The 24937-nt window shown below is 54.3% G+C and carries 19 protein-coding genes; 14 read left to right on the top strand and 5 right to left on the bottom strand.

The genetic code is table 11. The annotated features are described in order from the left end of the window. Positions 1–3: 3 nt before the first annotated feature. From ACHZBS_RS28995 to ACHZBS_RS28960, 8 genes are all read left to right on the top strand, one after another. Complete coding sequence (locus ACHZBS_RS28995) at positions 4–3585, top strand: exodeoxyribonuclease V subunit gamma (RefSeq protein WP_319410021.1); 3582 nt, start codon at positions 4–6, stop codon at positions 3583–3585. Continuing rightward, the gene (locus ACHZBS_RS28990) at positions 3582–7235 is read left to right on the top strand and encodes a UvrD-helicase domain-containing protein (protein ID WP_319410020.1); all 3654 of its coding nucleotides are present in this window, start codon (positions 3582–3584) and stop codon (positions 7233–7235) included. The genes ACHZBS_RS28995 and ACHZBS_RS28990 overlap by 4 nt, the downstream gene beginning before the upstream one ends. Then, positions 7229–9187, top strand: coding sequence for an exodeoxyribonuclease V subunit alpha (gene recD, locus ACHZBS_RS28985; protein ID WP_319410019.1), 1959 nt, complete (start codon positions 7229–7231; stop codon positions 9185–9187). The genes ACHZBS_RS28990 and recD overlap by 7 nt, the downstream gene beginning before the upstream one ends. Before the next feature lie 306 nt (positions 9188–9493). After that, positions 9494–9775 (top strand): PilZ domain-containing protein, encoded by a 282-nt coding sequence (locus ACHZBS_RS28980; RefSeq protein ID WP_319410018.1) that lies wholly within the window; start codon positions 9494–9496, stop codon positions 9773–9775. Then, positions 9769–10164 carry an HU family DNA-binding protein gene (locus ACHZBS_RS28975; protein ID WP_319410017.1) on the top strand — a complete coding sequence of 132 codons (396 nt, stop codon included), beginning with the start codon at positions 9769–9771 and terminating at the stop codon, positions 10162–10164. Before ACHZBS_RS28980 ends, ACHZBS_RS28975 begins: the two co-directional genes overlap by 7 nt. A gap of 189 nt (positions 10165–10353) precedes the next feature. Beyond that, a complete protein-coding gene (locus tag ACHZBS_RS28970; RefSeq protein ID WP_319410016.1) occupies positions 10354–10800 on the top strand; it encodes a cereblon family protein in 447 nt (148 codons plus the stop codon). A gap of 228 nt (positions 10801–11028) precedes the next feature. Then, positions 11029–11367: a hypothetical protein gene (locus ACHZBS_RS28965; RefSeq protein ID WP_319410015.1), complete on the top strand. Its 339-nt coding sequence runs from the start codon at positions 11029–11031 to the stop codon at positions 11365–11367. 404 nt (positions 11368–11771) lie between these two features. Further along, on the top strand, positions 11772–13187 hold the full coding sequence (locus ACHZBS_RS28960) for a DEAD/DEAH box helicase (protein WP_319410014.1): 1416 nt from the start codon (positions 11772–11774) through the stop codon (positions 13185–13187). Positions 13188–13682: 495 nt separating this feature from the next. Here the strand turns inward: ACHZBS_RS28960 and ACHZBS_RS28955 are convergent, their stop codons facing one another. From ACHZBS_RS28955 to ACHZBS_RS28945, 3 genes are all read right to left on the bottom strand, one after another. Next, positions 13683–14261: a peptidylprolyl isomerase gene (locus ACHZBS_RS28955; protein WP_319410013.1), complete on the bottom strand. Its 579-nt coding sequence runs from the start codon at positions 14259–14261 to the stop codon at positions 13683–13685. Between the two features lie 29 nt (positions 14262–14290). Next, complete coding sequence (locus ACHZBS_RS28950; RefSeq protein ID WP_319410012.1) at positions 14291–15229, bottom strand: radical SAM protein; 939 nt, start codon at positions 15227–15229, stop codon at positions 14291–14293. 97 nt (positions 15230–15326) lie between these two features. Further along, a complete protein-coding gene (locus ACHZBS_RS28945; RefSeq protein WP_319410011.1) occupies positions 15327–16325 on the bottom strand; it encodes a potassium channel protein in 999 nt (332 codons plus the stop codon). 188 nt (positions 16326–16513) lie between these two features. Here ACHZBS_RS28945 and ACHZBS_RS28940 point away from each other — a divergent pair, with 188 nt between their 5' ends. Together ACHZBS_RS28940 and ACHZBS_RS28935 are read left to right on the top strand one after the other, a co-directional pair. Then, the gene (locus ACHZBS_RS28940) at positions 16514–17416 is read left to right on the top strand and encodes an ABC transporter ATP-binding protein (RefSeq protein WP_319410010.1); all 903 of its coding nucleotides are present in this window, start codon (positions 16514–16516) and stop codon (positions 17414–17416) included. 12 nt (positions 17417–17428) lie between these two features. Beyond that, complete coding sequence (locus ACHZBS_RS28935; protein ID WP_319410009.1) at positions 17429–18481, top strand: ABC transporter permease; 1053 nt, start codon at positions 17429–17431, stop codon at positions 18479–18481. A gap of 71 nt (positions 18482–18552) precedes the next feature. On the opposite strand, the gene ACHZBS_RS28930 is transcribed toward ACHZBS_RS28935, so the two are convergent. Next, positions 18553–19926: a PFL family protein gene (locus ACHZBS_RS28930; RefSeq protein ID WP_319410008.1), complete on the bottom strand. Its 1374-nt coding sequence runs from the start codon at positions 19924–19926 to the stop codon at positions 18553–18555. An 11-nt stretch (positions 19927–19937) separates the two neighbouring features. After that, positions 19938–20492, bottom strand: coding sequence for an ACT domain-containing protein (locus ACHZBS_RS28925; protein WP_319410007.1), 555 nt, complete (start codon positions 20490–20492; stop codon positions 19938–19940). Positions 20493–20759: 267 nt separating this feature from the next. On the opposite strand from ACHZBS_RS28925, the gene ACHZBS_RS28920 reads away from it, so the two are divergent. The 4 genes from ACHZBS_RS28920 to speE all read left to right on the top strand — a co-directional run bounded on the left by ACHZBS_RS28920 (position 20760) and on the right by speE (position 24926). Continuing rightward, positions 20760–21572 carry a hypothetical protein gene (locus tag ACHZBS_RS28920; protein ID WP_319410206.1) on the top strand — a complete coding sequence of 271 codons (813 nt, stop codon included), beginning with the start codon at positions 20760–20762 and terminating at the stop codon, positions 21570–21572. Between the two features lie 129 nt (positions 21573–21701). Further along, positions 21702–23009: a CBS domain-containing protein gene (locus ACHZBS_RS28915; protein ID WP_319410006.1), complete on the top strand. Its 1308-nt coding sequence runs from the start codon at positions 21702–21704 to the stop codon at positions 23007–23009. A gap of 180 nt (positions 23010–23189) precedes the next feature. Continuing rightward, positions 23190–23975 (top strand): NAD(+) synthase, encoded by a 786-nt coding sequence (gene nadE, locus ACHZBS_RS28910; protein ID WP_319410005.1) that lies wholly within the window; start codon positions 23190–23192, stop codon positions 23973–23975. Between the two features lie 90 nt (positions 23976–24065). Beyond that, positions 24066–24926: a polyamine aminopropyltransferase gene (gene speE, locus ACHZBS_RS28905; protein ID WP_319410004.1), complete on the top strand. Its 861-nt coding sequence runs from the start codon at positions 24066–24068 to the stop codon at positions 24924–24926. Positions 24927–24937 lie beyond the last annotated feature (11 nt).

Here is a 24937-nt window from a genome sequence, read left to right as displayed (position 1 = left end):
CCCATGGGCGTTGACCTTTATTTCAGCAATCAGCTGCTGCCTCTGGCACACAAACTTCATGACAACTTGAATCCGGAAGGCTTGGACGCCAATATTCTGGAACCGCCGGTGGTGATCGTTCCCAACATGAACCTCTCCAAGTGGATCAAGCTCACCCTTGCCCGCAAATCCGCCATTTTTATGAACGTTGAGTTTCAGTACCTGGAAGCCGGGCTGTGGCGGATGATCCGGTCCATCGATCCCAACCCGGATCCCGGTCTCCACATGCTGGATAAGGACAACCTGAAAATCCTGCTGTTTTTTATCCTTATGGCACAGGACCGGTCGATACCGGACTTGGTTCCCGTTATTCCCTATCTTCGTTTGGCCGATGGAGATGCGCGCAGGGATATTGAAATCCGCTGCTGGCAGCTATCCGAGGAGTTGGCCCGGCTGTTCCAGGAATATGAATACCATCGGTCGGATATGATCCAGCGATGGCTGACGGACTGCGAGGCTGCCGATGCCATGGAAGGCTGCCAGCGCTGGATTTACCGGAAAATGCTGTCCCTGAAAGACCAACTGGGCCGGTCGACCGGCCATCCCCTTCGTTCCATGGCCGAATACGCCCAGAATGTCCTCTATCCAGATGCCGCAGGAAAACCAAATGGCCGCCGTATCTTTCCGCGGATCCATTTCTTCGGGCTGTCTCACATATCCCCCTTTCATTTGCAGCTGCTGTCCCGGCTCAAATCTTTTTTCCACATCCATGTATACAGCCTCAATCCGTCCCGTGAATATTGGGAAGACATCAAGACGCCCTTTGAAAAAAGATGGATCCAACGGAAAAAGGTCAGCGGCCTGAAGCTCAGTGAGAATGAATGGTCAGCCAGCGACCTTTTTTCGGAAGCCGACCATGCCCTTTTGTCCGCTTGGGGAAAACCCGGCCGGGAGAGCATCCGCCTGCTTTGCCAACTGACCGATTACGATTTCCACGCCGGCTTTTCAGAAATCCCGAAAGCAAGCACTGTGCTCGCTGCCATTGGGCATGGGCTGCTGACCCTCGAGGATCAGGGTGACAAACCCTTGCTGCTGAGGCAGGACACCTCGCTTCAGATCACGGCCTGTCCAGGTATTCGACGGGAAGTGGAAACCGTATACAACAGCATCCTATACAACCTGGAATCCGATCCGGATCTGCGTATGACGGATATCGCCGTGATGGTATCCGACATGTCACGGTACAAACCCGTTGTGGATTCGGTTTTCAGCCGTCAGCCGCAACGGATCGCCTATAATCTGGTGGATTCGAACGTTCGGACGGAAAGTGTTTTCGCCCAGGCAGTTCTGGCTGTGATGGAGCTGTCCCGCGGCACTTTTTCCAGAAAAGAGGTGTTCGTTCTCCTGCGAAACCCATGTGTCATGCAGCGGTGGAGATACGGACCGGAAGCGCTGTCCATCTGGATCGGCTGGGCCGACGCGCTGGGTATCTTTCACGGTTATGAAAATAAGGCAACCCACGTCGACGAGACCCCTTCGGGCGGTCTTTTTTCCTGGCGTCAAGGGTTGGAGCGGCTGCGGATCTCCCGCATCATGACGGTGCCATCCGCCGCTGCCGGTTCTCCCAGACCCCATTTCAACGGTATCGTGCCGTTTACCGACATTAGCACGGGAGATGACCGGCTTCTGGAAAAATTCTGCCAGATTGTGGAATCGCTGCATCAGGCAGTGGGAAGGCTAAGGATCGAATCTGCCTCGGCAAAGGAGTGGCGGGATGCCTTTTTCCGGGTGGTGGACCAGTTCATCGAGATATCTGCGGAGATGCGGGGAGAAGAAACCGTCTATCAATCGCTGCTGGGGGCCTTTGACCATTTCGTGCGCTACGATGCGCTGGGTCAGTTGCAACCCGGCCGCCCGTTGACGGCCGATGCGCTGTGGTTATTCGTGCGGTCCCACCTGGAAGGGATCACCGGCGGCCAGGGTGACTATCTTACCGGCGGTGTGACCGTTTCCGCCCTGATGCCCATGCGGCCGATTCCGTTTGCCGTGGTCTATGTGCTGGGACTGGAAGAGGGTCGCTTTCCCGGACGTGTGCAGGAAAGCCTGCTGGATTTGCGTTGCAGAAAGCGCCGCATCGGTGACATTACCCATGCCGAACGCAATCGATACCTTTTCCTGGAAATCCTGATATCCGTGCGCCGCAAATTATACCTGAGCTATGTGTCCCGTGATCTTCAAAAGGATCGCGACCTGGCACCCGGTTCCGTGGTCCACCAGCTGCAGCGGTACGTGGAGCAGCAGATTATGGGTGGTCAACCGTTCAGGTTCAGCCAGATCCCCATCAAAGCCGACAATCCGGCTTACCTATCACCGGATGCCATCAACGACTGGTCCGATGTGATGGTCAACGCCAGTGATGCCCAACGGCTCAGCTGCTATCGCCGCAGCGGACGGTGGCAAGCATTTGTGGACCAGGCGACACCCTCAGATCTGGAAACGGCTGCCCGGTACTGCCCGGATTTTGCATTGCCGAGACCTTCACCGGACAGCGAACCCGCCGATGTCACTTCGCTCACTTTTGGCCTGTTAAGACGCTTTCTGTTGGACCCGGTTGAAGTGATCGGGCGGTATCACATGGGAATTGATGAACAGATCGATCCAACGGCTGAACTGGCTGAAATGGCGGATGAACCCCTGGCGTCCCAATTCCCGATCGACTTTGAAATCCGCACCGCCCCGGTGCAAAACTGGCTGGTTGCCCAGCTCAGCGGTTCTTTCAACCAACCGTCAATCGCCCGATTGGACGCAGAATTCGAATCGATTTATGCGGATCTGTCCCGCAAAAGCAGAGTCCCGGCCGGCGCTTTTGCCGTTCATGATAAATCCAAATTGAAAGAACAGGTGCTGGCGGTCGGAGAGAAGCTGTATCCCTTCGTCGACCAGATGCACTCGGCGCGCCGGCTCTTTTCCGCCGTGTTGGTCGGGACGGCCACGGAAGATTTCGTGGAGACCGACGGGGTTCAGCTCAGTTTCAATCCGGTTTCGATCGATCTGGCCGACTCCGACTCCCGCGGTTTTCCGCGGACTGTTGAACTTAGTGGAGGCATTCCATGGGTCTGGCAGACAACCGATGATGCCTGGCACTGCCTGGTGGTTACCGGTTCCAACCGACGGTCCCGGTTTCCGGATAAATATGTCATCGCCCCCCTGCTGACATTGATGGCCATATCCGCGGGCGGCGAACCCTGTCCCTGGTCGGATGTCAACCGCATGGCTGTGCATGTCATCTACCGGGAGCACGTGCTGAATCTCGATTATACGTTGGACCCGAAGCGATCCGCAGACTATCTTACCGGACTGGTAAGAGACTTTTTTACACCATCGCCGTTGGCATGGCTGCCTTTCGAGACCCTCTTTGACCAAGCCGGACTGCGGACATTGATCGGTCAGGATAGGGTGGATGATGCCGACCGACATGTATTTTACGAATCACTGTCTGAAACCATGCAAGCGGCGGCGGATTTACGGGCAGAACTGACCGGGGCGGTGGTGACGGCGGACATCCTTGACCGGGCCAGGCAGCGTTTCCGGGTGTTTTTACCATGATCGATTCATCACCCACCGTTTTTCATCCCATCGGCGACATCGACGCGATGGATCTTTCCCGTCATGCCCTGGTGGAAGCATCCGCCGGCACGGGAAAGACGTATACCATCGAAAACCTGGTGGTTCGCCTGCTGAAGGAAGACCTGGAACTCAATCTGGAGAATATCCTGCTGGTGACCTTTACCGAAAAGGCTACCAGTGAACTGAAGCTGCGCATCCGCCAGAAAATCGAAGCGACACTGGACGGAGATGAGCATCTGGACGATGCCGTCCGGAAAAAATTAAGGGAAACCCTGGATGGTTTTGATAATGCCGCCATCTTTACCATCCATGGATTCTGCCATACGCTGCTTAAGGAATTTCCCTTTGAAACCGGAAACCTGTTCCAGCAGGAGGTGATCGACGACGGCCCGTTGCTGGAGAAACTGCTTCGGGCGCAGATGCGTTCGGACTGGCCCCGCCGATACGGCCGGCGCCTGGAAACGCTGCTGGCCCTGTCCAACTTTTCAGCCCGCGCCGATGGCTTCGTACAGACTACCCTTAACCTGACCCACCGGCTTTCCCATGACCCGGCTCGCGAAATGCTGATTCCCGACCCTGCAGAGCTGGATGTTGACGACCTGTGGCAGGCGGCCAGGCAGACGTTGCTTGCACTCAAATCCATGGTGGGGCGGCCACCACGATTTTCGGACGGATATGGCCGGCTCAACATCAACGCGCGGACCAAAGCCGCCATCATCCGGGATATGGTGGAACCCCTTGAACGAGGGCTGGACAGGGTGGATGCCGACGCCTGTCCGCTCTCCGATTTCATGGCGCTTGTTGCAACTCTCGGCGTGCGCCATTCGTCCGGCGAGCGGAATATTGACCGTCTGGTCCCTCAGAAATGGCTGAAGGCCGGCGAAAACCTGCGCGAATGCCCCAACCTGGAGGTGATCGCGCACCGGCTCGATGAGCTGCTCAGCTTGTTTGCACGTCTTTCCCATGCGCTGATGCTGAACGCGGTGCGCCAATTGCGGGAAGAGGCCCGCGCCATGAAGGTGCGAAACGGGTGGCTCAGCTACCAGGATATGCTTACCCGGGTGGCCGATTTCCTGGTAGGAGAGGGGGCCGACGAAGGAATCCGAAAAATCCGCAACCGATATCGCGTGGCCTTCGTAGATGAATTTCAGGACACCGACGATGTGCAGTGGCAGATTTTCAGCACCCTTTTCCTCGATAGCCGCGATGACCCTCCCGCCAACCGGCTTTTTCTGATCGGTGACCCGAAACAGGCCATTTATGCCTTTCGTGGGGCCGACGTGTTCACCTATCTGGGTGCCCGGCAACAGATGAAATCCCTGGCTCGAAGGGGGCTGGCCAATCTGTATGACCTGACGGTAAATTGGCGCAGCACACCGCAGCTGGTGGATCGCTTCAACCGGATTTTTTCCCACGAGACCTGGTTCGGACCCCTTGAAAAGAATGGACCCTTTGACATCGGCTACCCCCCGTCAGGTTCACCGGATGCCGATCGACTGCCTGCCACGATCGGCTGCGATCAATCCCAACGGCCGCCGTTCAATGTCATGGACCTGACCGTGGCGACAAGCCATGCGTCCGCCAAAGCGCTGTTGGCCGGGTTTATCTGCCAGGAGATCCGGTACCTCATGGGGGAGGGGGGAATCAGTATTGCCGGCCGCGATGGTTCTGATCGTGCCCTTCATTTCGGGGATATCGCCATTCTGGTGAGAAGCCAGTCGGAGTTTGCTCTGCTTGAACCCCTGCTTAAGGGATCGTCCATTCCTTACACATACTACCGCAAACCCGGCCTGTTTCGCTGCCGGGAAGCCCACTGGCTGAGCATGGTGCTTCGTGCGGTCTGCAACCCGGAACAGGCCTCCTCTGCCAAACTGGCGTTGTTGACTCCTTTTTTCGACATTTCTCCGGTCGCTTTAGAATCTCGGTGGGAACTGCCTGCTGATCATACCAGCCAACACCTGCTGGCCCGTTGGTACGCCTACGCCCGGAGACGTCGCTGGGGACCGTTGTTTCAGTCGTTGATGGAGGATTCAGGCCTGACTTTCCGTCACTGCATGGATCCCGGGTGGGAGCGAACCGAAACCAATTTTCAGCAACTCTTCGATTATCTGGAGGTTTCGAGCTATATCGGGAACCTGGATATGGGAGGGCTGGTTGCTTTGCTGGACAGTCTGCGACGATCCGACACCGCCGCCGGATCCGATGACGACATTCATCAGATCGAAGATGACGGCGACAAGGTCCAGATCCTGACCATGCATGTGAGCAAGGGACTGGAGTTTCCGGTGGTTTTCATCGGTGGCGGCCTTACTGTCCGCAATGAGGGCGGTATGCACGTGTATCATATGACGGATCCGGTACATCCTGAACGGAGCTGCCGGAAGGTGATCGACCTGACGGCCAGCACCGGCAAAACCCAGGCGGAAAAAGAAGCTGAAGACGAAGATAAACGCTTGTATTATGTGGCGCTTACCCGCGCACGCATCAAGCTTTACGTTCCCTATTATCCCGACAGCAGAAACTACAGCTGGCGGGGACCCATTTGTCGGTTCGTCTCCCACAGCATTGGCCACGTATTTTTGAATGAGGGGAGAACACCGGCGCCCGGTTGCGGATGGCATTATGTTTCCGGCCATGCAGTGGAAACGGTTGACCCAACGCCCGCTTGGGACAACGGTGGGGAGAAATCGGTGCGTTTGGCCGCCGGACACCTGCTGCCGCCGCATACTGATTTCAGGAATAGAAAAATTTTCCTTGAATCTTTTTCCAGCATCGGCCACCGGATGGTTCAATCAGGCGACAGCGTTGACCGGCCAGCCGCTTTTCGGCTGGTTGATGCGGTTCGTCGTGAAGATGATGAGCCCGCTGGGATCATTCCCATTGAATCCAGTGATCTGGAACCGTCTGATAACCTTCCCGGTGGTACCCGTATGGGTTCCATGTTTCACCACATTTTCGAGCACATCGATTTTCAGACGGTGGTGGACGGCCCGGCGGACATTCTGGCGGACGATGGCGCACGTTTGGTCGTTGAATCGGCTCTCGCGCTTTACCGGATCGAGCCCCGATGGGCCCCCCAGATTGCCCGGATGGTCTCCGCCGCCTTAAGAACCTCCATCCATGCCAATGACGCGTCGCTGACTCTGGGGCGGCTGTCTCCGAGTCAGCGGCGGCATGAAATGGAATTTTATTTTCCCCTGGTGGAACCCTTACCGACAACGATACGGGTACCCGGGTGCACCTTTTCCGGTGATCCCTGCGGGGAAATGGTTATCCGGGGATTCATCGATTTGGTATTTTTGTGGCAGGGACGCTATTATATCGCTGACTGGAAATCCAATCGGCTGGAAGAAGGATACGATCCATCCGCCATGGCCCGGGAGATAGCATCGGCCGGTTATGAGCTCCAGTACCAGCTTTACACCATCGCCACCTTGAGATGGCTGAAACGTCAGCTGGGCGACCGTTTCGAGCCGCATGACCATTTCGGCGGTGCGTTCTATCTTTTTATCAGAGGTATGGGTGGCAATGGGCAGGATGGAATTTTTCATGTGACTCCGGACCAACTGCTTCCCCTGGAAGCCCTTCAGGAAACGATCCAAAGACAGATCGCGGGTCTTCAATGGTAAACAGTCAAAAAGAGACCCAACGCGACAGACTCCGTCGCTACGGGTTTGATACGGAACACACGGATACGAAGGTCCTGCCGACCCTGTTCGAGAGCTTGGAACTTACAGACCTGGACCTGATGACCATTCGGGATCTGGCCCATTACGGTCCTGAACCTCGCGATGACTGTCTTACCGGGATGCTGGGATTGATGTTTTCGGCCCTTGGCGAAGGCAGCCTGTGTCTTAACCTGGATAGAGAGCATCTTCAAAAAACCGTGCTGCGAACTGCCGATCCTGCCGCGCTGGAGGTGTTCAGCGGGTTTATGCGCCGCCTGGATGAAGGCTGCTACGATAAGTTGATTGACCGGACCGGCATCGGTGAATTCAAACCTCTGGTGCTGGACGGCACTACCGGTCGCCGGTTGCTTTATTTCCAGAAATTCCATTATCATGAACGACGGCTGAGGAAGCGGTTAAAGGCCTTTTCTGAACTGCACGAGGATCGCCAACTGCCCGACGAAACCATTCAGGCGGTGATCGAGGATCTCTACCGTGAAGGGGCAGTGATCCGCAAGGGCGCTAACGGAAAGCCGATCGTCAAGGATCCGTTTCAGGTGGATGCCATCCGGGCGGCGCTGACCGTCCCCCTTCTGATCGTTTCCGGCGGACCGGGAACCGGGAAAACGTCATTGCTGGTGAATATTCTCCGGGCTCTGGTACGGACCGGCATCGATCCCTTACGGATTATGCTGGCCGCACCCACGGGGCGAGCGGCCCAGCGGATGAGCGAAGCAATGATGGCCAGTATTGACACGATCGTCAACCCTGAAAGCAGTGACCTGGGCCTGGAGCGCTTGACCGGATCAACCTTGCACAAGCTTTTGGTGTACCGAAGCCGCACGGGTGGTTTCTTATACGGCGAACGCCGTCCCATTCCGGCTGAGGTGATTGCCGTGGACGAGGTGTCCATGGTTGATGTGGTAATGATGGACCGGCTCTTCCAGGCCATCGAACCGGGTCGGACACGGGTGATTCTGATGGGGGACAAGGATCAACTGCCTTCGGTAGAGGCCGGATCGGTGCTGGCAGACATGAGTTCGGCTGCGGGCAGTCCGTTTGTCAGGCACTTTGTGGAACTGCGCAATGTCTATCGTTCTGCCGGGCAGCTGCTGGAACTGGCGCAGGCCATCAACGGCGGGCTTTCGGTTCCGTTGAAACCAACGGGTTTTGACAGGGCCCTGACCCTGGAAGCCGGGCAATGGGCCTTTGTGACGGCCGGTGAAGGGGACGCGATGGACCGGCATCTGGCCCGCTGGATCATTCACCAGTATGTTAATAAAAATAATTTAAATACAGAAAGTTACGTTGAGCTGGTGAAGCAACTGAATCGGCTTTCGGAATCGTCGGGATCCATGGATGAAGAGAAACGAACGGAACGGCTCAACAGGCTTTTCGGCATCGCCTACCGCTGTCGAATATTGACCGTGCTGCGCCACGGCCGTACCGGTGCGCGGTGGATCAACGAATGCATTGTCGCCGGTTTGAGGCAAATTCTCGATCCAGGGTGCAGTCCGGGTCATCGTCTGTTCAATGGCGCATTGATCATGATTACCCGCAATGATTATACTCGGGACCTGTTCAACGGAGATGTGGGGATAGTGGTGCGTGAGTCCGACGGGATGTATCAGATCTATTTCAAACGTGCCGGCAAGATTGTGACCTTTCCCGCTTCCGGACTGACCGGCTGGGATCTGGCTTTTGCCATGACCGTCCACAAAAGCCAGGGGTCGGAATTTGACGATATCCTACTGCTTCTGCCTGAAGATCCAAAGCATCGGCTGCTGACCCGGGAGATTATATATACGGCTGCCACACGTGCCTCCCAACGTCTGATTGTTTACGGCACAACGACTGCATTTCAAACGGCCTTGAAACGGAAAATTTATCGACAGTCCGGGCTGATGGCTTAACGTCAATGGATTCTGCGGGCGGGTGAAAACGACTGATTTCCGGAAGCGCCCATTCTGAAACAAAAGATCACAGAAAAAGGGAATTGGTTGGGAAAATAATTACCCACTTTTTGTGATATGAAGTTCAGTTATCTTTATTCACGCCATCGTTGAAATCTTTTAACAATTTGAAAATATAATTAATTAAAGCTTTTTTAGAAAAGATGGCCCATGATTTGCTGTGCTACAGGATGTTCTAAAGCGATAGACGAAAGGCAGATCATGGGAATCGAACGATGGTTGGTGAATTTGGGCAGGTTTTTGGGAATGAAAACGGAATCGGCGAGGGTCAATGACCGTTCAGTCGCACGCAACCAATGTCTGATCGCTTCAGAGTTCAGCTATTTTGGAAACGTGGACTCGGCACTCATAAAAAATTTGAATCGCTCCGGCGCATTTGTTGAAACCCAAGTACGGTTTTGCATCGGTGAAGTGGTCCGGCTGAAATTTCCGCTGCACTATCTCGATCCTCCCGTAGAGGTAACCGGTGTGATTGCCTGGATCGGCTCAGACGGCGTTGGGGTGAAATTTAACCCCAAGGATTGGTAGACGGAGAGGTTATATTAAAATGGCAATGGAATGGTCCGCCCGTTGACAAGGCGCCGATAAACTTTTACGATGCTGATATAATTCATGATACCAAGGGGGTGCATATGAACAAGGGGGATCTTATCGAAGCGCTGAAAAGAAAAAACGGCTTTACCCGCGAAAAAGCTGAGCGGGTGATTGATCTTTTTTTCAGGGAAATGACCAACGCGCTCGCAAATGGCGACCGGGTTGAGATCAGAGGGTTTGGCAGCATCTTTGTTAAACAGTATGGTTCTTATAAGGGAAGAAATCCAAAGACAGGTGAATCGGTAACCGTCAAGTCCAAGCGGCTGCCTTTTTTCAGATGTGGAAAAGAACTGAAAGAGCGGGTAGATAATGTAAGCAATTGATTGTCAGCGTCCGGCACCCCCCCTTCTTTTTGCCACCGGGTCGCCAAGACGAACCATCCTCTGAAAAAAATTTGCGAGCCTGCCTTTCGACGCCTGTTCAATGTTGGGAAATCAATTCCCAAAATCCAGGTGTTGCACTTTTCCCGTCCGACTTAAAAACTTAAAATGGTTATGAAGACACCGCACATAATGGCAGGTTTCTATCCACCCCATCGGCAAACGCCCAACCATTTTTTGCATCTGTTCCGGCTCGACCTTAAGCGGGAAAAGGTGGATGTCAATTCCATTGAAGCACCTCAAGACAAGGCATCAGTGGCAACCGAGGATTCAATTGTCTGTCGCCAATGCCTCCACATGATTACGTCGAACGCAGAGCGCAAAATTGTCAACGGTTTCTACCGGCATACGTTTGCCAATCCGGAAGGAATTGTTTTTGAAATTCTCTGTTACCGGGAGGCCTGGGGATGCAGCTATGTCGGACGTCCTTCGCCCGAATTCACCTGGTTTGCCGGTTACGTGTGGCGTATCGCTGTTTGTGCCAATTGCCACGTTCACCTTGGATGGCGCTTTTCGACATCTGGCGGCCAATTCTTCCACGGATTGATCTCCAGTCGAATCACCGTCAAGGAGACCTGATGGATTGACCACAAATTGTGCCGATCTTATAATTTCAACACCACTGAGTGTGTTTTCACGTGAAACGTTTTCCTGAAATTTCATTGGCTTATTCTTAGGTTAAATTTGAATTTCATTTATGCTTTTGACAGATGTCCACCGGTTGTCTATAATACGATTGTTTTTTTCACCGGATACCCAACGTGAAAAAGATCCTGAATCTACTCGTTTGACGGAGGCCCCCAGGCGATGAAACTCCGCGACATTTCGGACTGTTGTGTCCATTTGGATGTTCATGAAAAACGATGCGACCGTGAGGACCTTTTTGAACTGGTTTTTTTTCAAAAGGATATGGTCGAGTGGAAGCGTATCTTGTCCGCTTTTCTTGAAAAACCGGTAAAGCCAAGCGGAAAGTCCCCAACGACCCGGGACCTGGCGATCACCGAGGGTACGGGCAGTATTCGCGTCGAACAGACGCTTTTTGAAAAAAGTTTTGAAAACGGCGTGATCATCGCCAAATTCTGGCCGTGGAAAGACGGTCGCCATATCACGTTGAGAATGGCGCTACTGCCTGGTGAATCGACTTAATTTCACCCACTGGAGTATTTTTTTCGGATATGTCCATCCTTAAAGCTATCCCGATTCTCGTGGCCGCATTATTTCTTGGCAACTGGTTCCTTTCCGAAGTCAAAAAGGCAAAGTCCGCCCGGAAACCATGGTATGCTCCCTACCTGACGATTCCGGGTATTTTGATTATTATCACATTCATGATTCCCGTCTTCCTTCGCTTATTTTCTTAACTCGTTCCCATCCGGAAACGGTTATTTTGCCTGATCGCTGCCATATACAAAAATTTTTTTCCTCGGTATATCAATTAGGTGCATCCCAAGGGATTTTCTTTCAGGACGCCAGCGGTAAAGTTGTATCGCCTGCCTTGACCTTCAACGGAATCCCTCGGTTCTATACTGACACTAACCCTGCGCGAGCCTGCTTTGTGTGCTTTAAAAACTGAAAATGGTGAACTGAAAATTACCATCGACCGTTCCCTAAAACTGAATCACGCTCCGGCCATGGTACTGGAAATGCTGGCAGAGCGGTTTCAGATGATCAACCCCAAGTGGATCGAGAATGAACGGATGGGGCGCTGGAACCGGGGCACAAAAAAAATGCTTCGCTTTTACCGACGTTCCGGTAAAAACGGTATCGTCATTCCCCGCGGATATGCCCGCCAGTTGATTCTCCTGCTGAAACGGGAGAATCTTTCCTTTTCCATCGATGATCAACGCCGGTTGATGCCGGAGGTGAACTTTTCCTTCAACGGTGCGCTTAAACCCTTCCAATCCGCCGCAGTGGCGGAAATGGCAAAAAGGGATTTCGGCACCTTGAGTGCGCCGACGGGAAGCGGCAAAACCGTCGTTGGGCTCAATTTAATCGCTCAGCGGCGCCAGCCGACCGTGGTGGTGGTCCACACCAAGGACCTGGCCTTTCAGTGGATCCAGCGCATCGAGCAGTTTCTGGGTATACCTGCAGATCAGGTGGGATTGATCGGTGCAGGCAAGAAAAAGATCGGTGAGCGGATTACCGTGGCGCTGGTTCAAACCCTGTTTCGGTGCACGGATCAAATCGTCCCCCATACGGGCCACCTCGTCGTGGACGAATGCCACCGGGCTCCCAGCCGAACCTTCACCGAGGCGGTCACCGCTTTCGACTGCCGCTACATGCTGGGTCTTTCCGCCACCCCGTGGCGGCGGGATAAACTGTCCAAGCTCATTTTCTGGCATTTGGGAGATGTTCACCACGAAGTGGACAAAGTCCAACTGGAGGAAAACGGTCATATTCTAAAAGCCGATGTGGTAGTCCGACCCACCTCGTTTGAACCCTATTTCGACCCGGTCAATGATTACTCCCGTATGCTGTCCGAACTGACCGCCGATGATGCGCGCAACCGGCTCATCGCATCGGATGTGGAAAAAGAAGTGCGTTCGGGCAAGGGGGTCTGCCTGGTGCTGTCAGATCGCAAAAAACACTGTGAAACGCTTCAGGGAATCCTGCGGTACAAGTTAAACGTTCATTCCGACCTGCTCACCGGAGATCTGAACGATGACGCGCGAAAGGATGTTCTGGATCGTCTCAACAAGGGCCAGATCAATGTGCTGATTGCCACCGGGCAGCTGATTGGTGAAGGCTTTGACTGTCCGGATCTGTCCACCTTGTTCATGGCCACCCCGATTCGATTCAGTGGCCGTGTAATGCAGTACCTCGGGCGGATCTTGAGGCCTGCGCGAGGCAAATTCAGGGCACGTGTCTACGATTATGTGGACGAACGGGTCGCACCGCTGGTTGCGGCTGCCAAAGCCCGACAACGGGTATATGGCGGGGGTGCAGGGGAAATATTCCAGAAACGATGAAACAAGCGTGGGATGCAGAAATCGTCGGATTCCACAGCAATGATGGCAACGCGTTTCCTCCGCCGACTCTGGAAAAGGAGGAAAGATTCCCACTGCCGGTCACCCGTTAAAACCATTGACAAAACGAGTTCCCGCGCAGGGAAAGGGCGCCTGGCGTTCGGTAAACCCTCTGCAATCCCACGCCTGTTTGCCGTTGTGAATACCCATGCATGCATGGGTGACTGAAACAACGATACAGTCGCGCTGATGTCGGCAAGGTGCGGACCATCAGGAAGAATGCGTCGAAATAAACGCTAAGATAGACCTCCCTCTTTTGTCAAGCACAAGCGCGGTGTAGTGGAAAATATTTGTGTCGCCTTGCGCCGGATGATGCTTCGCCTGCAGGGCACATCCAATGGTGCTCCCCGGCCGGTGCCGGCGGATGCAACGCGGTTGATGGGCCAAGTGACAATCAAGATGCGCAATTATTATTTTCTGTCTTCATCATCCCAGGGCTTATTTGGCCGAAACCACCGTTGCCTGCTCGATGACAACGGGTACTGTGGGTACGTCCCGCATTCCTGAACGGGACGTGGTGGGCACGTTTTCGATGGCCCGCACCACCTCCATTCCGTCCACCACCCGGCCGAAGACACAATATCCCCAGCCTTGGGCGGTTTTGGCTCGATGGTCAAGAAAGTCGTTGTCTTTCACATTAATGAAGAACTGGGCACTGGCTGAATGGGGATCAGCCGTCCGGGCCATGGCAAGGGTTCCGGTCCGATTAGACAGACCGTTGTCGGCTTCGTTGGAAATGGGCGGCCGTGGGGACTTGCGCTTCATATCCGCATCAAATCCACCGCCCTGAATCATGAATCCGGCGATGACCCGATGAAAAATAACACCGTCGTAAAAGCCGTCTTTGACGTAGGCAAGGAAATTTTCCACCGTTTTGGGCGCGGCAGCGCTGTCCAGTTCCACCACGATATCGCCCTGGCTGGTGGTTAATTTCACCCGGGGCAGGGGATCGGCAGCAAGGGACACAGCCGTGCTCATCCATAGGACCAGAATCATCATCGCTAAGCATCTTTTCATATCGACCTCTATTGAACTGTTTTAAGTTGTTACCACCATTGAAACACCCGCCGGGGTTTGTCCAGGCGGGTGATGCCTGCAAGCTTCGCTTCTTTTACGGCCTGGTCGTATTCCTTTGCGGAGAGAGCGGCGGCCAGCGCCGGTATCTCGCGGGCCCGGCCACAGGGCCGATATTGTGACATGACATTGACATAGGTATTCCGGGACATTGAACGGGCTATGAATTCCATGACCTTTTTCGTTCCCGCCAAACCGCCGGGCAGCACCAAATGGCGCACCAAAACGCCTTTATAGGCCAGGCCGCTGACTTTGTCCATGCACAAGTCTCCGACCTGGCGGTGCATTTCTAGCAGTGCGTGCTTTGCCACCTCAGGATAATCGGGGGCATTGCAGGTGTCCCGGGCCACTTGGGGATCCCAGAATTTGAAGTCCGGCATGTAGATGTCCACGATGCCGTCCAGCAACTGCAGGGTTCCCACACGGTCGTATCCGCTGCAATTATACACCAGCGGCACGGTCAGGCCCCGTTGGGCGGCCAGATAAACGGCCATAAGGATCTGGGGCACCACATGACTGGGCGTGACCAAATTAATATTGTGACATCCGGCTTGTTGAAGGTCCAGCATGATTTTCGCCAACTGGCGGTCCTCAATTGCGCGGCCTTCTCCCAAGTGGCTGATCTCGTAATTCTGGCAGAAATTGCACCGCAGGCTGCAATGGCTGAAAAAGATCGTTCCCGATCCATTGCGTCCCACCAGGGGCGCCTCTTCGCCAAAATGGGCGCTATACGAGGCCACCACGGCCCGGCGGCCGGTGTTGCAGGTTCCGGTTTCCCCGGCAGTTCGGTTTACACCGCATTGGCGCGGGCATAAGGTGCAGTTGTCCATTGCCGCGATAGCCTGTCTCGTCCGACGTTCGAGGATTCCGCTTTTCAACGCTTTCAGATATTCGGGTGCAGGAAGCGCCATCTTTGCTTCTTTCCGTCGGCAGGAGGTTTGAAACGATTGCGCTATGCAAGCTATTTATCGGCATGCGCCATGTCATGGCTCAAATGCCAAATGGAAGCTAACTTCGCATCATCTGTTCCAGTTGGCTGACACTTTTCGCCCGGCCAACCACGACCAGGGTGTCATCGGTTTCGATGCGGGTGTCTGCCTTGGGGTTGAAAATCATAGTATCGTCGGCCTTTTTAATCGTGAGGATAATCAGGTCCAGTTGCTGGCGGATACCCGAATCCTTAAGTGCCACGTTCAACAGACGGGAGGTGGAACGCACACGGATCTCCTCCACCTGGATGTCCGTGCTTTCGTCGGCAAAAGCCAGTTCCAGGAACTTGATCACCGTGGGACGCAAGATGGCATGGGCCATTCGCCGGGCGCCAAGGTCGTAGGGCGAGATGACCTTGTTGGCTCCTGCGGCCTGAAGGGTCCGTTTGGCAGTATTCTGGATCGCCCGGGCCACGATGAAGAGGCCGGGATTGAGCTGTTTGGCGATCAGCGTCAGAAACACGTTGTCCGCGTCGGTGGCCACGGCCGTGATCAGTCCTTTGGCCTCTTTGATACCAGCCCTGAGCAGAAGGCTTTCGTCCGTGGCTTCGCCCAGCAGGTAGAGCACACCGTCTTCATCCATTGCCGCTTGGCGGGATTCATTTTTTTCGATAATTACCACATTCAGGTATCGCTCGGTGAGATAGCGCGCCAGCACGCGGCCTATTCTGCCATACCCGCAGATAATATAATGATCTTTCAGCTTGGCGATCTGCTTGTCCAATTTACGCCTCCCGAGGATGATTCTGATACGGTCTTCCACCAGAAACTGTACGATGTTGCCACCTACATAGAGAAAATAGCCCACTCCCAGAAAGATGAGGATGACCGTGAAGAACCGTCCGGCGGTGCTGACCTGGTGAACTTCACCATAGCCGACGGTGGCCAGCGTGATTACCGTCATGTACATCGCATCGCTCAACCCCCATCCTTCGATGATCATATAACCGGCGGAACCGGCAAAAACCAGAACCACCGTCAATAGGATGGAAATTGTCAGATGAACGCTTCGTTCCATAGACCTTCGGAATTCCGTGCAGCTTTTCTGCCGGGCCAACGCCGTTGTCTGAATAGGTCGATCCGGCTTGATTTGATTTCCCTTTGCGACTATAAAAAAAGCTTTGTGCCGTGTCAACTGACAAAAACTTGTAACTCCTTTTTTTTAAATAAGATTCTGTTAAATTGGTCAGGGACGGGGATCGGAACATGAAGGTGACGGATACCGTCGATCCGCTCATCGAAGTGATCGACATCCAAAAGCATTACCAGCGGCTTTGCGCCGTGGATGGTGTCAGCATTTCCATCGGGCGGGGTAGCTGTTTCGGCCTACTGGGACCGAATGGTGCCGGAAAGACAACCCTTATCGAGATTATCGAAGACATCATTGACCCCACCGGCGGAACTATATTGTATAAAGGTGCGAGCAGGGCATCGCAGTTCCGGCAGGAGGTCGGTATCATGTTTCAGCAGACCGCCCTGCTTTCGTTTTTAACTGTTGCCGAAACCCTGCAGACCTTCAGCAGATTGTATGACAACACCGAGACCGTCAGCCACTTGATTCAACTATGCCACCTTGAGGAGGTTAAAGACCAGCTGAACGATAAAATATCCGGTGGACAGAAACAGCGCCTGCTGTTGGCTCTGGCCCTATTAAACCGGCCTGAATTGGTGTTTCTGGACGAACCCTCTACCGGCCTGGATCCCCAGGCCCGACGGAATTTGTGGGACATCATCAAAACGGTTAAATCCCAGGGGCGCACCATCGTGCTCACCACGCACTACATGGAAGAGGCTGAAAAGCTCTGCGATGACATCGCCATCATGGACAAAGGTAAAGTCATTGCCCGCGGTGAGCCCCAGGAGTTGATTCAAACCCATTGCAAACGGGCGACCCTGTCGGTACCCAAAGAACAGTTTCCTAAAAAGCCGGACAACCTGCAGGGATTCATCAACGAGCGTGGCGACCGGATTCAGATTCGAACGGAAAACGTCAATGCGGTGGTCGCCCAACTTTTGTCAATGGGGGTAGATATGCATGGTGTCAACGTGAAAACACCCACCCTGGAGGATGTTTTTCTAAAACTGACCGGGCGAAGTCTGCGGGAATAAAATGGAGACTGTATGCGTTTCAAGCGACTGTGGGCCATTTTCAATGCCAGAAATCGTGAATTTTTCAGGGACCGAGCGGCATTCGGCTGGAACTTTCTTTTTCCATTTCTGATCATCCTCGGATTTGGTGTCATCTTCAAAGGGGACTATCAATCTCAGTTCAAGGTGGGCCTCTTCCCGATTCCCAATGAAGCTTCCGTCAACCAGGAAAAAGGTTTTCTTCCTGATTCTTTTGCCGCATTCAAGGCCATCTCCTTTGTGGGATTCGAAACCCGGGTCCAGGGGATGGACAAACTGAAACACCATAAAATAGACCTGTTGATCAAGGCAGGGACCCAACCGATCCGATATTGGGTCAGCGATTCGTCACCTTCCGGGGCGATTGCCGAAAGGATCCTGAAAAGCGCCCTGGCGCCGCCGGAAGCCGGCAACCGGTTTGAGAAAAAGGACATTCAGGGGATACAGGTTCGATACATCGACTGGCTTTTTCCCGGAGTACTGGGCATGAACATGATGTTCAGCGCTCTTTATGGGGTTGGCTGGGTCGTCGTACGCTACCGCAAAAACGGGGTCCTCAAACGGCTTAAAGCGACCCCGTTGACTGCTTTTGAGTATCTCGCGGCCCAATTGCTGTCCCGGATTTTCCTGCTCATGTTCACGCTGGTCATCGTCTGGGTGGGTTGTGATTTGATCCTTGGCTTCAGGGTTTACGGCAGTCTGCTGAACCTTTTCCTGGTGTTCCTGGCGGGTAGCACCTGCATGACTTCCCTGGGCCTGGTCATCGCTTCCCGCGGGACCAGCGAAGAGTTTACCAATGGGGTCCTCAATTTTATCTCCTGGCCCATGATGTTTCTGTCCGAAGTGTGGTTCTCCATCGAAGGGGCACCGGCGTGGCTCCAGGCGTCGGCAAAGATCTTCCCGCTGACCCACCTGTTAAAGGCGGCAAGACAAGTGATGAACGAGGGGGACGGTCTGTTGGCGGTGATGCCGGAGATAACTATCCTGTGCGCCATGACCCTGGTGTTGCTCTTGACCGGGGCCTTGCTTTTTTCATGGAACAAATGAAAAGGATTCGCGGGATTGGGAATTGGGGAATGCTGGAATGGGTATCCCCTTCATTCGCAGGTTCGAATCCCTTAATTTACGAGGCTGTGAATCGGCGACGGAATCAGCCCGCCGCGCCGCAAAAACCTGTTTTCACCGGTAGCGTTGTTTACGGGCATGATGATGGATTCGCCTAAAAGGCCGCCGAAAAAGGCGTGGTCACCGGCTTTTTTACCGGGCACGGGTATCAGGCGCGTGGCCGTGGTTTTTTTGTTGATCACACCGATGGCCATTTCATCGGCGATGATGGCCGCCAGGGTCTCTTCACTGGTGTCGCCGGGTATGGCCACCATGTCCAGGCCCACACTGCATACGCAGGTCATGGCCTCGAGCTTTTCGATGGACAGGTGGCCCTGGGCGGCTGCCTGGGAGATGTTCAGGTCTTCGCTTACCGGAATAAACGCACCGCTCAGCCCACCCACCTTGGAGCTGGCAAAGGCCCCGCCTTTTTTCACCGCATCGTTTAACAGGGCCAGCGCCACCGTGCTGCCGGGTACGCCGATGCTGGCCAGGCCCAGGCTCTGGAAAATCTCTCCCACGCTGTCTCCCACATTGGGGGTGGGGGCCAGGGAGAGGTCTACAACGCCGAACGTGATGCCCAGGCGCTGGGCCACTTCGCGGCCGATGAGTTCCCCGATGCGGGTGACTTTATAGGCGGTGTGTTTGATGATTTCGCTGATTTGGCCGAGATTGAGATCCGGGTTGGATGCCACGGCACGGTCGATGGCCTTTTTCACCACACCGGGGCCGCTGACGCCCACGTTGATCACCGCGTCGGCTTCACCGATTCCCAGATAGGCGCCGGCCATAAACGGGATATCCTGGGGAATGTTGGCAAATACACAGAGTTTGGCGCAAGCCAGGCCGTCCCGATCAGCGGTCAGGCGGGCCGCCTCTTTAATGGTTTTCCCCATGAGCAGTACTGCATCAATATTGATGCCCGCCCGCGTTGAGGCTACATTTACCGATGCGCAGACGCGTTGGGTACTGGTCAATGCTTCGGGCATGGCTTCGATCAACGCCCGATCGCCCCGGGCGATGCCTTTTTCCACCAGAGCGGAAAACCCACCGATAAAATCAACGCAGGCGGCGCCGGCCGCTTCGTTCAAGGTTTCGGCAACCTTCACCATCTGCCGGGCATTGAAGGGGGCGCCGGCCACGGCAATCGGGCTTACCGAGATCCGCTTATTCACCACCGGGATCCCGTACTTGTCCCCCACCTCGTCGCAAATCTTCACCAGATTTTTAGCGGCACCGGTGATGCGGGCATAAATATTGTCCCGAAAACGGCCGACGTCGTCGCTGGCGCAATCCAGCAGGTTTAATCCCAAAGTGACGGTACGGACGTCCAAATTTTCATTTTTGAGCATCTCCACGACGGAGAGGATTTCTCGTTCACTGAACATGGCATCAGTCCTTATACGCGATTGATCGCTTCGAAAATCAGTTTGTGCTGGATGGATATGTCAAGGGACAACGCCATGGCCTTTTCCCGCAGGTCTCGTCGAAGGGCCTGGTGATTGGCATCGCTGGGGATATCGACTTCGTAGATCATGATGTTGGCATTGGGATCGTCGCCGCCTTTGAAAACGGCCTGCAGGTTGGTCACATTGACGCGGTGGGCGGCCATGATGGCGGTAATGGACGCCACCAGCCCTTTGCGATCCGGTCCCTTGGTTACCACCACAAAGGGTTCGCTTTCAACGGCGGCCTGGGATCCATCGATTTCCGAGAGTCGCTTTTCATACACATGCAACCCCATGGGAGAGAGTCCGGCGTCAAGATGCCGGTGCAGATCCCCTTCCGACAGCGCTTTAGGGACACTGACGATAAAAATGCCGGAAAATTCATTTTGCAGGATGGTCTGGCTGACGTTTTCGATATTGCAGTCTTGTTCGAACAGAATATGGGTGACGGCCGCGATGATGCCGGGCCGGTCTTTGCCCAGGACCGAAATGATCATTTTCTTCATTTAACAGGCTCCAAAAATGTTGGCGAATGGCAATGAAGCATTCTTATGGAACAATTGGAGGGGACTGTCAATACACGGAGAATGAGGAACTCCATCCGGCAAAAATGAAAAAAGATTGTGCATAAAAGCGCCGCTGTGGTAGATTATGCGCTCAATTTAAACACACGTCCCCTTGGTTCCGGCTCCTATGGCAACCATCGGAAAAACAAGAATTCAGCCATCCGAACGCCTGGCGGTGCCGGTGAGAGGATTGCAGGGTTGCCTGCTGTGAAAACGACGCGCATCATTAATTTGATTCAGGAAAACAAGACCCTTTTTATCATTATTATCGTCGGGCTGTTTCTGCTGGAACTGGAAATCTTCGCCCTGGCTGCCATGAAATCAGGTCGAAAATCGTGGTTGCAGGTAATCGATGCCAATGGAAATGTTATCCACGAAACCAGCGGAAACAACCTGAGTGAATTCAACAAGTACTATTTCGAAAAGACCTTCGGGCCCTTCGAGAACTATCAGGTGCGGCTAAAAACCCGGGAAAACCCGTTTCCGTTTCGGGCCTGGTTTGTGGCGTCCATCGGTATCCCGGTGGGCGCCATGCTGCTCTTCGGATTTGTGGTGAAGGCTTACGTTGCTATTTTTCATGGCAGTGAACTGCATGGGGATGAGTCCAGACCCACCTGCGAACCGGGCTATGAATCCCGCCTGGAGTCAATCCTGGTCCGCATCAGCCGGATGAACATTTTTATCATCGGCTTTTTGATTTTCGTCGGGGTGATATCCTACTGGATTATTCCCAATATGATAACCTATATCGGGCGTACCGGCATCGATGCCGTCATCCGTTTCAAGTGGGTGTTCATCACCCTGGGGGTGGGGGTGGCGGGCATGGGAGTCTGGATTGTCTATCTCCGATATCTGCTGGCCAAAAAAAGCATCGAGAGTCATACGGAAATCGAAAAGCACCGGCTGGCGCTGGAATATAAATCCCAAAACGATTTGCCACTGCGGTTGGATGCCCATTCGGGGAAGAACGACACCCCTAATCCCCTGGCGGGGCATCCTGCCGAAAAAAAACATCCCTGATCCGCCGATGCGCACTGAAGGGCCAATTACGCCAAAAGGGTTTAACAGGAATATCGATGGAGCATGTTGTCGGCTGATCGGGAAATAATCCTTTTCTTTGAAACCAAGCATGCATCCATCGGATAGTCTATGACGCAGATTATTACCACCCATAAAAATACCGATTTTGATGCATTTGCTTCCTTGGTGGCCGCCACATTGATCTATCCCGAGGCCGTTGCCGCCATTCCCAGGACCGTCAATCCCAATGTGCGGGCCTTCATGTCCATCCACAAGGATATCTTCGACTATGTGGACCGCTGGAGCATCGAAACCGGCAGGGTGACCCGCCTCATCGTGGTCGACACGGCAGACTGGGCCCGGCTGGGCCCCATTGCCAAGCTGAACCAACGAACGGACCTGGAGGTGCTGGTGTGGGATCACCATTCCGGCGGGGATATCGATGCGGCGTGGAAATGCCAGGAAGCCATCGGTGCCACCGTTACCCTGATGGTGAGGCAACTCAAAGCCATGCGAAAGCTGATCACACCCATCCAGGCCACCCTTTTTCTGGCCGGCCTTTACGAGGATACCGGCAATCTGACGTTTTCCTCCTGCACGGCTGAAGACGCCTATGCCGCCGGTTGGCTGCTGGATCGAAAAGCGGACCTCGCCCTGGTTTCCAAATTCCTTCGGCCCGCTTATGGGGAAAAACAAAAGGACGTGCTTTTCGAGATGCTGCAAAACACCAACCGGTTGAAAATAAACGGCTATTCGATAAGCATCAGCCGGATCCACATCGACGGTCACGTGGGCAACCTGGCCCTGGTGGTGCGCATGTACCGGGACATCGTCAACGTCGATGCCGCTTTCGGCCTGTTCGTAAGCGAAGAGAAAAACGGTAAACAAAAATGCATGGTCATCGGCCGGAGCGACAACGACGGGCTGGACGTGGGTACCCTGATGAAAAGTATGGGCGGCGGCGGCCATCCCGGGGCCGGCAGTGCCATGCTGAAAGGCGTCAATCCTGAAATCGCCGAACAGATGATCGTCGATCTCATCCAGGGCAACCAGCAGTCGTCGGTTCAAATCAGCGATCTCATGTCCTTTCCCGTCTTTTCCGTTCCACCGGATACCTCCATGGCCGAAGTGGCCAAGATTCTCCGCCATCGGGGCTGCACCGGCTTGCCGGTGGTGGACGATGGTGTCCTGGTGGGCATCATATCCAGGCGGGACTTCAAAAAGATCCGCAAGGAAAATCAGCTTGAGTCCCCGGTCAAGGCCTTCATGAGCACCCGGGTGATCAGTATCGAACCGGGTAAGAGCCCCATTCAGGCGGCTCAGGTCATGGTGCGCCACGATATCGGTCGGCTCCCTGTGGTGGAAGATGGCCGAATTATCGGAATCATTACCCGCTCCGATGCGATGATGTATTTTTATGACCTGCTTCCGGATTAACTTCAGTCAACCCCGACAAAGGCAATTTACATTCCCTATAATTTCATCGCATTGTAACGTCCATCCGAGGCAATTTTTGCTTGACGCCCCTGCGGTTGCCTGTATAAGAAACGGCTGTTTTAATGTGCGACAATCAAGCTGAAAGGTCGCCGCCTAATTTTTCAACGAAGGGATCGATCTATGCAAACCCTGGCTGTCATTGATCATATCGTTAAATGGCTTACCCGGTATCTTGACCAGTCGGGTATGAAAGGCTTTATCGTGGGCGTTTCCGGCGGCATCGACTCGGCGGTGACGTCAACGCTTTGTGCCGAGACCGGCTATCCGGTAAGGGCGCTGAATATGCCGATATGCCAGGCACCGGATCAGGTGAGCCGGGCCGCCCGACACATCCGGTGGCTTGCCGCGCGATACAGCAACGTGGAAGGTGTTACCGTAGACCTAACCCCGGTTTTTGAATCCTTGCAACATGCGCTTCCCGAGGCCATACAGGACGATTTAAGCATGGCCAATACCCGAAGCCGCCTGCGCATGCTCACCCTCTATGGTTTCTCCACCCATTTTCGTATGCTGGTGGTTGGCACCGGCAACAAGGTTGAGGATTTCGCCGTGGGGTTCTATACCAAGTATGGTGACGGTGGAGTGGATCTGTCGCCCATTGCCGACCTGATGAAGTCAGAGGTATATACTCTGGGAAAGGCGATGGGAATCATCGATGAAATCATCCAGGCGCTTCCCACGGACGGTTTGTGGAGTGACAACCGGTCCGACGAGAGCCAGATCGGTGCCACCTACGATGAACTGGAATGGGCCATGGCATTCGAAGCAGGCAAGGGTGACGAAGGGTCACTGGGCCCCAGGCAGCGGGAAGTGCTTGCCATCTTCAGGAAATTCAACCGGATCAACCGTCACAAGATGCTGCCGATTCCGGTTTGTACTATTCCTGACCGTATACATCTGGGATAGCGCCCTCCGGGCAGCCTGCAACCGATGCCTGTTATCGTTGCACGCATTTTCAGCCTTGAGAGACGACGGTCCGATGAAAGGGCGTAACAGATGACCGATAAATACCGGGAGCGGGTGTGCAACGGTTACGATCATCTATTGACGATCGATGAACGGCTCTACGAAGTTCGCACGGATTATCAACACCTGCTCATTTTTAAAAACCGGACATTCGGCCGGATCCTGGCACTGGACGGCGTCATACAGACCACGGAGGCGGACGAGTTCATCTACCACGAGATGATGGTGCACGTGCCTATCCTGGCCCATGGCAGTGTTCGACGGGTGCTGATCATCGGCGGCGGCGACGGTGCCATGCTCAGGGAAGTGCTGCGCCACGGTGAAATCGAACAAGTGGTCCAGGTGGAAATCGACCAGTCGGTTATCGAGTTGTGCCTAAAATATCTGCCGAATCATTCCAACGGCGCCTTCAATGACACCAGGGCCCACCTCGTCATCGATGACGGCCTGCGTTTCCTGAAACAAACCGACAAACGCTTCGATGTCATTCTGACCGATAGTACGGACCCCGAGGGGCCGGCTGCGATGCTTTTCAGCGAGCAGTACTACGCAGCCTGTAAGGGCTGCCTGACGCCCGGTGGCGTTCTGGTTACCCAGAACGGGGTGGCCTTCTTGCAATTGGACGAGGTCCGGTCGTCGGCCATTCATTTTAAAGCCCTGTTCAGGGACTGGCACTTTTTTACCGCAGCCATTCCCACCTATGCCGGGGGAATCATGGTTTTCGGATGGGCCAGTGACAACCCGAAACTGAGGCAACATCGTTTACAGACAGTTCAGCAGCGTTTTTCCCGAAGCGGCATTACCACCCGGTACTACACCCCCGACATTCACCGCTGTGCATTTGCGCTTCCGCAGTATATCCTCGAGGCCATCGGCAAATCCTCCCGCTGATCAGTTGCCAG

Source organism: uncultured Desulfosarcina sp. (assembly GCF_963664155.2).
In the GTDB taxonomy this organism is placed as follows: Bacteria; Desulfobacterota; Desulfobacteria; order Desulfobacterales; family Desulfosarcinaceae; genus Desulfosarcina.
This window is presented reverse-complemented; position numbering and strand designations above follow the sequence as displayed.

Bases quoted from the DNA above. Each gene is read 5' to 3' on its own strand.
- ACHZBS_RS28995 (WP_319410021.1), top strand. From the start codon at position 4: ATGGGCGTTGACCTTTATTTCAGCAATCAGCTGCTGCCTCTGGCACAC.
- ACHZBS_RS28990 (WP_319410020.1), top strand. From the start codon at position 3,582: ATGATCGATTCATCACCCACCGTTTTTCATCCCATCGGCGACATCGAC.
- recD (WP_319410019.1), top strand. From the start codon at position 7,229: ATGGTAAACAGTCAAAAAGAGACCCAACGCGACAGACTCCGTCGCTAC.
- ACHZBS_RS28980 (WP_319410018.1), top strand. From the start codon at position 9,494: ATGAAAACGGAATCGGCGAGGGTCAATGACCGTTCAGTCGCACGCAAC.
- ACHZBS_RS28970 (WP_319410016.1), top strand. From the start codon at position 10,354: ATGGCAGGTTTCTATCCACCCCATCGGCAAACGCCCAACCATTTTTTG.
- ACHZBS_RS28965 (WP_319410015.1), top strand. From the start codon at position 11,029: ATGAAACTCCGCGACATTTCGGACTGTTGTGTCCATTTGGATGTTCAT.
- ACHZBS_RS28955 (WP_319410013.1), bottom strand. From the start codon at position 14,261: ATGAAAAGATGCTTAGCGATGATGATTCTGGTCCTATGGATGAGCACG.
- ACHZBS_RS28950 (WP_319410012.1), bottom strand. From the start codon at position 15,229: ATGGCGCTTCCTGCACCCGAATATCTGAAAGCGTTGAAAAGCGGAATC.
- ACHZBS_RS28945 (WP_319410011.1), bottom strand. From the start codon at position 16,325: ATGGAACGAAGCGTTCATCTGACAATTTCCATCCTATTGACGGTGGTT.
- ACHZBS_RS28940 (WP_319410010.1), top strand. From the start codon at position 16,514: ATGAAGGTGACGGATACCGTCGATCCGCTCATCGAAGTGATCGACATC.
- ACHZBS_RS28935 (WP_319410009.1), top strand. From the start codon at position 17,429: ATGCGTTTCAAGCGACTGTGGGCCATTTTCAATGCCAGAAATCGTGAA.
- ACHZBS_RS28930 (WP_319410008.1), bottom strand. From the start codon at position 19,926: ATGTTCAGTGAACGAGAAATCCTCTCCGTCGTGGAGATGCTCAAAAAT.
- ACHZBS_RS28925 (WP_319410007.1), bottom strand. From the start codon at position 20,492: ATGAAGAAAATGATCATTTCGGTCCTGGGCAAAGACCGGCCCGGCATC.
- ACHZBS_RS28915 (WP_319410006.1), top strand. From the start codon at position 21,702: ATGACGCAGATTATTACCACCCATAAAAATACCGATTTTGATGCATTT.
- nadE (WP_319410005.1), top strand. From the start codon at position 23,190: ATGCAAACCCTGGCTGTCATTGATCATATCGTTAAATGGCTTACCCGG.
- speE (WP_319410004.1), top strand. From the start codon at position 24,066: ATGACCGATAAATACCGGGAGCGGGTGTGCAACGGTTACGATCATCTA.